6 protein-coding genes and 2 pseudogenes are annotated in these 9204 nt (G+C 57.3%); 6 read left to right on the top strand and 2 right to left on the bottom strand.

All coding sequences use genetic code 11. The features are described from left to right. Positions 1-123: 123 nt before the first annotated feature. Positions 124-2628 carry an excinuclease ABC subunit UvrA gene (locus tag H6B31_RS15650; protein ID WP_346014105.1) on the bottom strand — a complete coding sequence of 835 codons (2505 nt, stop codon included), beginning with the start codon at positions 2626-2628 and terminating at the stop codon, positions 124-126. Positions 2629-2861: 233 nt separating this feature from the next. Here H6B31_RS15650 and H6B31_RS15645 point away from each other — a divergent pair, with 233 nt between their 5' ends. The 3 genes from H6B31_RS15645 (at position 2862) to H6B31_RS15635 (ending at position 4456) form a co-directional block, all read left to right on the top strand. Continuing rightward, complete coding sequence (locus H6B31_RS15645) at positions 2862-3482, top strand: TetR family transcriptional regulator (RefSeq protein WP_204899352.1); 621 nt, start codon at positions 2862-2864, stop codon at positions 3480-3482. Between the two features lie 297 nt (positions 3483-3779). Further along, complete coding sequence (locus H6B31_RS15640) at positions 3780-4265, top strand: hypothetical protein (RefSeq protein ID WP_204899351.1); 486 nt, start codon at positions 3780-3782, stop codon at positions 4263-4265. Between the two features lie 8 nt (positions 4266-4273). Further along, positions 4274-4456 (top strand): hypothetical protein, encoded by a 183-nt coding sequence (locus H6B31_RS15635; RefSeq protein WP_204899350.1) that lies wholly within the window; start codon positions 4274-4276, stop codon positions 4454-4456. Positions 4457-4707: 251 nt separating this feature from the next. Here the strand turns inward: H6B31_RS15635 and H6B31_RS17365 are convergent, their stop codons facing one another. After that, a complete protein-coding gene (locus H6B31_RS17365; protein WP_243419101.1) occupies positions 4708-5046 on the bottom strand; it encodes a hypothetical protein in 339 nt (112 codons plus the stop codon). Between the two features lie 717 nt (positions 5047-5763). Here H6B31_RS17365 and H6B31_RS15625 point away from each other — a divergent pair. The 3 genes and pseudogenes from H6B31_RS15625 to H6B31_RS15620 all read left to right on the top strand — a co-directional run bounded on the left by H6B31_RS15625 (position 5764) and on the right by H6B31_RS15620 (position 8835). Beyond that, positions 5764-6067 (top strand): annotated as a pseudogene (locus tag H6B31_RS15625) (cyclophilin-like fold protein). 626 nt (positions 6068-6693) lie between these two features. Continuing rightward, positions 6694-6873: pseudogene (locus tag H6B31_RS17845) on the top strand (zinc-ribbon domain-containing protein); the annotation flags it as partial. Between the two features lie 24 nt (positions 6874-6897). Continuing rightward, positions 6898-8835 carry a zinc-ribbon domain-containing protein gene (locus H6B31_RS15620; protein ID WP_243419100.1) on the top strand — a complete coding sequence of 646 codons (1938 nt, stop codon included), beginning with the start codon at positions 6898-6900 and terminating at the stop codon, positions 8833-8835. Positions 8836-9204: the final 369 nt, after the last annotated feature.

The following is a 9204-nucleotide window of genomic DNA, read 5'->3' as shown; positions in this document are numbered from 1 at the left end:
ATGGCAATTTCCATTCTTCTGCCCTCCTTAGACGCAAGAAAACCCGCCGCAGAATTTTTCAATTCTGCGACGGGCCCTGTACGACACAAGTGATTCAAACCAGGAAGGACCACTATATTCATCTTATAGATACCTTCCTGTGATGCTCCGGGGATTCTGCTTCACCTGGGTGGGCGTGCCGGCCGCCACAATTTCGCCGCCGGACTCGCCGCCCCCCGGCCCCATATCTACCAGGTAGTCGGCGCTGCGGATCACATCCAGGTCGTGCTCGATCACCACCACAGTGGCGCCGCTGTCCAGCAGGGTCTGGAACACCCCCAGCAGCGTCCGCACATCCAGCGGGTGCAGGCCGATGGTGGGCTCGTCAAAGACAAAGACCGTGTCCTCCTGGCCCCGGCCCATCTCGCTGGCCAGCTTCAGCCGCTGGGCCTCCCCGCCGGAGAGGCTGGGGGTGTCCTCCCCAAGGGTCAGATACCCCAGGCCCAGATCCTCCAGCACCTGGAGCCGCTGGCGGACCACCTTCCAGTCGGTGCAGGCGTCCAGCGCCATGTGGATGTCCATGTCCATCAGCTCCGGCAGTGTAAACGCCGCCCCGGAGCGGGTCTTGAGCCGCACCCGGCCCGCATCTTTTCCGTATCGGGAGCCCCGGCACTCCGGACAGGGGATGTCCACATCGGGCAGGAACTGGACGTCCAGGCTGATGGAGCCGGTGCCGTCGCAAACCGGGCAGCGGAGCTTGCCCGTGTTGTAGGAGAAATCCCCCGCCTTGTACCCCAGGGCCTTGGCCTCTGGGCTCCGGGCGTAGAGCTTCCGCAGCTCATCGTGGACGTTGGCATAGGTGGCCACAGTGGAGCGGACATTGATGCCGATGGGGGTGGCGTCGATGAGCTTGACCCGCTGGATACCCGGCGCCTCCACCGCCTTCACATGGGCCGGCAGCGGTTTCCCGGCCGTCATCGCCTCCAGGCCAGGCACCAGGCTCTCCAGAATCAGCGTGGTCTTGCCGGAGCCGGACACCCCCGTCACCACCGTGAGCCTGCCCTTGGGAAGATCCAGCGCCAGGGGTTTTACTGTGTGGATCGCGCCAGTCTCCAGATGGATTGTCCCCTCCGCAAACACCGCCTCCGGCCCGGCCTGGGGCCGTGCGATGGGTTTACTCTCTCCCAACAGGAAAGGGCCGATCTGGGAGCTTCCATTGGCGGCCAGCTCCTCCACGGTGCCCTGGGCGATCACCCGGCCGCCCCGGGCCCCGGCCTCCGGCCCCATCTCGATGATCCAGTCCGCGTGGGACAGGATCTGGGCGTCGTGGTCCACCAGCAGCACGGAGTTTCCGTCCGCCACCAGGTCGTCCATCACCGCCGTCAGCCCCGCGATATTGGCCGGGTGCAGGCCGATGGAGGGCTCGTCCAGCACGTACAGCACCCCCGTGGTGCGGTTGCGTACCGCCCGGGCCAGCTGCATCCGCTGCCGCTCCCCGGTGGAGAGAGTGGCGGCGGCGCGGTCCAAGGTCAGATACCCCAGCCCCAGCTCCATGAGCCGCCGGGCCACCGTCTGGAAGGACTCGCAGATGCGCTCCGCCATGGGGCGCATCTCTGCGGGCAGAGAGACGGGCACCTCGGCCACCCAGCCCACCAGCGCCTCCAGAGACATCTTGCAGGCCTCATCCAGGCCAATGCCCCGGAGCCGGGGCCTGCGGGCCGCCTCGGACAGGCGGGTGCCGCCGCATTCGGGACACACGTCCTCCTTCAAAAATCTCTCCACCCGCTTCATGCCCTTCTCGTCCTTCACCTTGGACAGGGCGTTTTCCACGGTGTAGACCGCGTTGAAATAGGTAAAGTCCAGCTCCGTGGCCTGATCCAGCTTTTTGCCCCGGTAGAGGATGTGCTTTTTCTCCGCTGGTCCGTTGTAGACGATGTCCTTCTCCTCCGGCGTCAGCTCCCGGAAGGGCACGTCCGTCCGCACGCCCATGGCCCGGCACACGTCGGTCATCAGCGACCACATGAGACTGTTCCAGGGCGCAACCGCCCCCTGGTCAATGGTCAGGGACTCGTCGGGGACCAGGGTGGAGCGGTCCACCGTCCGCACCACGCCGGTGCCGCCGCAGGTGCGGCAGGCCCCCTGGCTGTTGAAAGCCAGCTCCTCGGCGCCGGGGGCATAGAAATGGGCGCCGCACTCCGGGCAGGTCAGCTCCTGCCCCGCCGCCACCGCCAGGGAGGGCGGCACATAGTGCCCGTTGGGGCAGCGGTGACTGGCCAGGCGGGAGTACATCAGCCGCAGGCTGTTGAGCAGCTCCGTCCCCGTGCCGAAGGTGCTGCGGATTCCCGGTACGCCGGGCCGCTGGTGGAGGGCCAGGGCCGCCGGGACATACAGCACCTCATCCACGTCCGCCCTGGCCGCCTGGGTCATCCGGCGGCGGGTGTAGGTGGACAGGGCCTCCAGATACCGCCGGGAGCCCTCGGCATACAGAACCCCAAGTGCCAAAGAGGATTTTCCAGAGCCGGAGACCCCGGCGATGCCGACGATCTGGTTCAGCGGAACTTCTACGTCAATATTTTTCAAATTGTGGACTCTGGCGCCCCGGACCTGGATCTTGTCCGGCTTATGCGCCTGCCACATCATTTTATCCATCCTTCTTGCCCCCATTCCAAGGGATAACGGTCTGTTGTCCCATCCAGTAAAGTCGTAAATCTGGACCTATATTGTACCACACGGTCCCAAGGGAAGAAAGCACTTCTGCAAACGCGTCATGGAACAGATCAGACCGGTTGCGTTTCACCCTTGTATTATCGGATGGGATATGGTATGATAAAATAAAATCAAATCATTGAATTTGTTTTTATTTTGCAAGAGGGGGTGACGGCGTGCCGAAGGTAGCGTATTCGGAGGAGGACAGAGCGCGCATCAGAACGCAGCTTGTTGCAGTCGGGCTTGAGCTGATGGCAAAACAGGGCATCCAGCACACAACCGTGGAGCAGGTATATAAAAAGGTTGGGATCTCACGGACGTTCTTCTACTCTTTTTTCTCCACGAAAGAGGATCTGATCGTCGAGACCCTTTACTTGCAGCAGCCCAAGATCATCCAATACGTACAGGCGCTGATGGCCGACCCCACACTGAGCTGGCGCGACGCTGTGAAGCAGTTTCTCCACGCCTGCTGCTATGGCGAGGAAAACGGGATTGCGGTTTTAACCATCGAAGAACAGCAGCTGATTTTTAAGCGCCTGACAAAAGAGAGCTATCAAGTGTTCCGCCAAAAGCAGCACCGTCTTTTCGGAGAAATTTTAGAAAACTTCGGCATCAAGGCAGATACCGCAAGGATCAACCTATTTACGAATTTAAGCTTGACCGCGATGGTGGTACGCAGAGCCATCCCCAATACGCTCCCTCTGTTTGTCCCGGAGGCCGCGGATGAAACGGTAGATTTTCAGCTGAATGCGATTGTGGACGCCTTGGAGAAATTGAAAACAGACCCCACCCCTTGAGAAGTGGAAATGAACATCCGTCTCAATATCATGTTTCGGCGTTATATTCAGACGGATTTCTTTTCAGACAAAATAAAAACAAATTTATAAAATCATTCTTATTTTAGGTGACCACGGCAATCGCAGCAGGGCGAACAAACGGTAAGGATTTGAGAAATCCCGCCGCTGAAATGCTGGAACAATTTTAATGCGCCTTCATAGAGATCGAACCGCATACTTACGAAATAGATGAGGCTGTGGGTACTGCCCGACACAGTTTCACATAAAAACATCAAAACATTTAAGGAGGAAACAATTATGGGACTGTTCAGCAAGTTGTTCAAGGGGCCGGAGATCGACATGGAAAAGAGTAATGCAAACGCGAAGAAAATGCGGGCTCTCTTTAACCAGGTGGTGGAGGACGGAGACAGCTACAGGCTGATTTTCGGCTATACCGAGGATGTGAGCCGGTTCAACTACGGGTTTGTTCATGGCAGCAAGACGAAAATCGGAAATCTGATTGTGGGCTGGAACGAGGCCAGTCAAACGATTGTGGTCGTTCCCACGGTGCCCGACCTCTCCGGCTGTGGAGATCCGACCTACTACCGCCGCTCTGAAATTCTGAAAGCCTACCGCAACAAATACCCCACCGAAGCTTTTATCATTTATCCAGACAAAAAAGGGTATATCGGTATCAATGCCTACGACTGGCTGGAGGATGAAAAACTGTATGTCTATGTGTCCCAGGACCAGGAGCTGGCCGCTTTTACCGACTTCTTTATGAACCAATTCGCAACAAAGTGAGGTGAAAAATGCCTTTTGGAGAAATTGGCGCATTTCTGCTGCTTCTTGCGGCGGTGTTCCTGTTTGATAATATTTGGTTCCACTTTGTGGAGGCACTATTGGAGCGGATCAAAAAGCTGTTCATATGCGGCAGGAAGCCTTCAGCATGGCATACGCTCCCCCCTGATGAGGAGGACGGAGAAAATAGATAAGGGTGACCATTTGTGTCTGCCCGCTGGGCGCGGAGGGGCGTACAGCGGAACAAACGTCAATATTCCCTGCTTTTGTCCGGGGTATCAGCCGGGCGGCAATGCTGGCCCGCTGTAACCGCTCATGAATCTCCTCACCGGTCAGGACACGCTCATCAGAAACAGGAGAACCGCGCCCAGCGTTAGATCCGCCGCCCACTTTTCTCCTACTGCGCCTCTTCCCGCCGGTCGTCTAGGAAAAGTTCCGGCATCTCTCATCCTTGGGAGAACAGCCAGCCCATGATCTCGGAGTCGCCGGCAAATAGATTTCCGCCGCCGTGCTGGCTGGGGGCACCGCCTTCTCGGAAGTAGTCCGCATCCTTGACGTCCAGCACCAGCAGCCGGCTGATCTCCTCCTCGGTCAGTCCTGCCTCTGTATAGAGGTCATGGAGCCGGTTGTATGCCTCCCAGCTCGGCTCCGCGCTGTAGTATTCATCCCCCTCCCCGATGACGAAATACACCGGCACCCTGGCCTCCGCCACCGGCTCGTAGGCCCCGTCCCACTGAGAGGAGCACTGGAGATAGGCCGTGAACAGATCGGGCCGCATCCCCATGACACGGGATAAGGTCTCCCCGCCTCCGGAGTAGCCCTCGGCATACACCCTCTCCCGGTCAATATTGTAGCGGTCCAGCAGATACTCTGTAAGGGCAATGGTCTGTACCGCCGAGGTCTCCCCCAGTCACTGAGCTGCGGGGCGGCCACAATCATACGGTCGTTATAATTCAGCGCCTCGAAGGCAAAGTTCTCGCTGTATAGGTTCTGTCCCACGCCCTGGAAATACAGCCCCTCATAGCCGGGAAGAGTAAGGAACAAAGCAAAGGACTCGCTGCCGTCGTAGCTGTCCGGAATGTAGATATGGTAATGGATCTCCCCCTCCGGGGCGTGGAGCACATTGTTCATCTGAAAGTCCCGATAGCTCTCTGTTCCCCCGGTGACCTTCAGTTCCAGCTCCGAAGATTCCGGCGGTGTGTCAGGTGTAGCCTCTGGTGTCTCCTGCACCTGTGCCGGCGGTTCGGATGTTTCCGGGGCGGGCTGCACCACTGCCTCTGCCCCGCAGGCGGTGAGACTCAGTTCCATAGTCAGTGTCAGGAAAAGCGTCAGGATCTGTTGGACGGAAAACATATCAGCACCTTCTTTCTCAACAATTGTAGACCCGCTGGTCTGCCTTCGGAAGTTCCGATTGGTTAGGCGGTATAAACAAAAAGATTAAAACCATTTTGGGGCGGCTCTATCCCCACAGAGCCGCCCAGGGGGAGCAGACGTTTACTGCTTGCAGGATCATCCCACCACCCGCGCTCTGCTGGAGCGGCTCCCTATGACCGTGACCATGGGCGAATTGAACGGGAACGAAAATTTTTTTCAGGGAGGAAAGTCTGCCTGCCAACACCCAGCGGCCCGGACAGATCCACACCAGCGATCTGATGCTCTGCGGCTCTGACTGCCTGGTGCTGTTCTATGAGAGCTTCTCCAGCTCCTATTCCTACACCGCCTCGGGCCAAATCAATGACCCTGACGGTTTGTCCTTTGCACTGGTCAGGGACAGTGTGGAAGTTACCTTCCAGACTGCGCCATAAGGGGATCAACAGAATCCCCTCTCTGTTTGATTCATAAACCGATTGACAGGAAACCATCCTGTCCCAAACCTCTGTTCAGGCTGGGATGGGATGGTTTCATTTCGTCAGGAGGTATTCTTATGAAAAGATTAAGATGCAGATTTCCTGTAACAATCGCCTCCACCCTGCTTTTCTTTTTCACACTGCATGCAGTGCATCGCCGGGAACCGGGAAGTCCCTGGCCCCGCTGGAATCGGAGGCACAGGCAGTTTCTTTTGCAGGCAGTGAAAGAATTACCGCCTATTTGCTGCGGAAACCGCAGCGCAAACTGCGGCCAATAGCATCACAACCGACCGGGATAGAGAACCCGTCCCCGCAAAAAGCCGCAGACCAGTCGGAGGAATGCTGGAAGAAGTTCACCGCCCGTTTGGAGGAACAGTATACCGGGCCATCGTCAGAAGCGCCGGAGCCTCCAGACGCACGGCGCCCAAGGGAATCTGAATTCTGTGACCGCCTGCCCTCCCCCTTTGCCAATCAAATCGGATTTCTCTCAAGCAAGCTGACTGGACAGCAACTAAGATAGCGGATAAAATATTTCTTGACCCAACCAGATACCGGTTTCTATTTCTATCATTGCGGGTGATTGAATGTCCAACCATAAAAAGAGAACCTTGGCGGAATTTCCTGATCTGATGCTGGATTGGGACCCGCTGAACAACTCCGGCATACGTCCGGAAGATCTTACCAGCGGCAGTCACCAAGTGGTCGTCTGGACCTGCCATAAATGCGGCCGGAGATGGAGCTGTCAGGTACGGAACCGAATTCAAGGAACCGGGTGTACCTGCGATGCAATGGCGCGGAAAACCGCCTCTCTCCGGAAAAAGCTGGTGGCCCGAGATGGCTCCCTGGCAGAGTATCGCCCCGATCTGGCTGCACAGTGGCATCCCACGAAAAACGGAGATCTGTCCCCCTGGGACGTCACCTGCAGTTCCACTTACGCCGCCTGGTGGATAGATGCTATGGGCCGCGAGTGGAAAACCCAGGTGTCCGTTCGCTGCCGGAACCCGTCTCCTACCGACGCCCCCGCCCACATCGTCTACCCCAGGCACAATGATCTGGCCAATCGAAATCCGGAGCTCTCTGCGGAATGGGACCCGGACCGAAATGGGGAACTTACCCCTGAGCAGGTGTCCCCTGGTTCCAACCAACTGGTCTGGTGGCGCTGTAAAAAGGGGCACACCTGGCCCGCCATTGTCTCCTCCAGAGTCAGCGGACGCGGATGCCCCATCTGCAGCCAGGAGCGAAACACATCCTTTCCAGAACAGGCGCTGTTGTATTATCTGCGAAAATTAGGTCCTTCCGTGTATAATCGCTATCAGGTGGAGAAATATCTGGAAATTGATCTCTATTTTCCGGATTATAAACTGGGCATCGAATATGACGGGGCCTACTATCACCGCTCCCGAAAAAAAGAGCAGATCGACACCCGAAAAAACAAACGATTGAAGGAATTGGGGATCACCCTGATCCGTGTTTTGGAAGACGGAATCACACCTCCCTCCGATACAGAACACATCTTCTGGAGTCACAGGGGACAGCTGGACCATGTGATTGTCGAAGTTCTGAATTTTGTATCCCAGTACTTGGGCAGCTCATCTGCCATCTCCGTGGATACAAAACGGGATCAGACCGAGATCTGGGAAGGATACATCACAGAGGCAAAGGAAAACAGCATTGCCGTGAAATGTCCCGAGCTGCTCTCCCAGTGGCATCCCACGAAAAACGGCAGCCTGAAACCGGAATATATCCCGTACGGCTCCAACAAACGCCTGTGGTGGAAGTGCACACAGTGCGGATATGAGTGGCAGTCCCCTGTTGCCAGCCGGACCCGCGGTACTCGCTGCCCTGTCTGCACAGGAAATACTGCGGCGGAGGGAATCAACGACCTGTGTACCACCCATCCAGACCTGGTAAAAGAGTGGAACTTCGGCAAGAACAAAGACCTCTCCCCCAAGCACTACTCCGCCGGCAGCGGCAAATATGTGTGGTGGGTCTGCTCCGCCTGTGGTTTTGAATGGCAGGCCGCCATTTCCAACCGGACGCGGAATCGAAATTGCCCCCGCTGCATCGGAAAGGTAACCACACCGGAAAAATCGCTGGCGCGAACCTACCCACACCTCGCGCAGCAGTGGTGTTTTTCCCGTAACGGAGAACTCACTCCCCAGGACGTCCTCCCTCACTCTGATAAAAAAGTGTGGTGGCAGTGCTCCGCCGGGCATACCTGGAGCGCCGCGATATCCAGCCGGGTCCGGGGAAACGGCTGTCCCTACTGCGGAAACAAGCGGATTCTGCCAGGTTATAACGACTTTGCCTCAACCCATCCGGAGCTTCTGAAGGAATGGGACTACCATAAAAATTCTGTTCAGCCAACCGAAATCTTCGCCGGAAGCCAGAAAAAAGTATATTGGTTATGCGGGAAAGGACACAGCTGGCAGGCAACTGTACATAACCGCGTCCATGGCAACAACTGCCCCTACTGTGCTGGAAAATACGCCGTTCCGGGGGAGACTGATCTGGCGGCAAACGCCCCCTTTCTGGCCGAGGAGTGGCACCCGGAGAAAAACATGCCTCTGACCCCTCAGAACGTGACCACTGGGAGCAGCCGTAAAGTATGGTGGAAATGCAGACGCTGCGGCTTCGAATGGCAGGCCATCGTATGGTCCCGCTGCAAAGGCCGGGGGTGTCCGCGCTGCGCCGGGAAAATAAAATCTCCTTCAGGGCCTGCATAAGACAAGCGAGCCAGCACCCGTACGGGTGCTGGCTCGCTTCAGGCTGTCGAAAAAGTCCAAGGACTTTTCCGACAGCCTGAAAATGCCGTTACTTTCCCGCCGTTCAACGGCGGAAAAGTCCTCGCTGCGCTCGCTGAACGCCTTGCCAAGCAAGGCATTCAGGGCATTTGATCCCACTCGAGGCGGGCTGCCGCCCCCTCGAGCTCCCCCGCCAAGACTCGGGCGGATTCGTCTAAACAGAGGTTTTTCGACAAGATGAGCGAGCCAGCACCCGTACGGGTGCTGGCTCGCTTCAGTCTGTCAAAAAACAAGCACAAAGCCCCCATATCTGGTAAAATAGAAACAGATATGGGGGCGAAAAAATGGAAC

The organism is Pseudoflavonifractor capillosus (assembly GCF_016899775.1).
Taxonomy (GTDB): domain Bacteria; phylum Bacillota; class Clostridia; order Oscillospirales; family Oscillospiraceae; genus Lawsonibacter.
Note: the sequence above shows the minus strand (reverse complement) of the source record. Positions and strands in the feature narration are given on the sequence as shown.

What these genes read in the sequence shown, in the direction of transcription:
- H6B31_RS17365 (WP_243419101.1), bottom strand. Translation starts at nt 5,046, where the DNA reads ATGGGGATGCGGCCCGATCTGTTCACGGCCTATCTCCAGTGCTCCTCT.
- H6B31_RS15620 (WP_243419100.1), top strand. Translation starts at nt 6,898, where the DNA reads ATGGCGCGGAAAACCGCCTCTCTCCGGAAAAAGCTGGTGGCCCGAGAT.
- H6B31_RS15635 (WP_204899350.1), top strand. Translation starts at nt 4,274, where the DNA reads ATGCCTTTTGGAGAAATTGGCGCATTTCTGCTGCTTCTTGCGGCGGTG.
- H6B31_RS15640 (WP_204899351.1), top strand. Translation starts at nt 3,780, where the DNA reads ATGGGACTGTTCAGCAAGTTGTTCAAGGGGCCGGAGATCGACATGGAA.
- H6B31_RS15650 (WP_346014105.1), bottom strand. Translation starts at nt 2,628, where the DNA reads ATGGATAAAATGATGTGGCAGGCGCATAAGCCGGACAAGATCCAGGTC.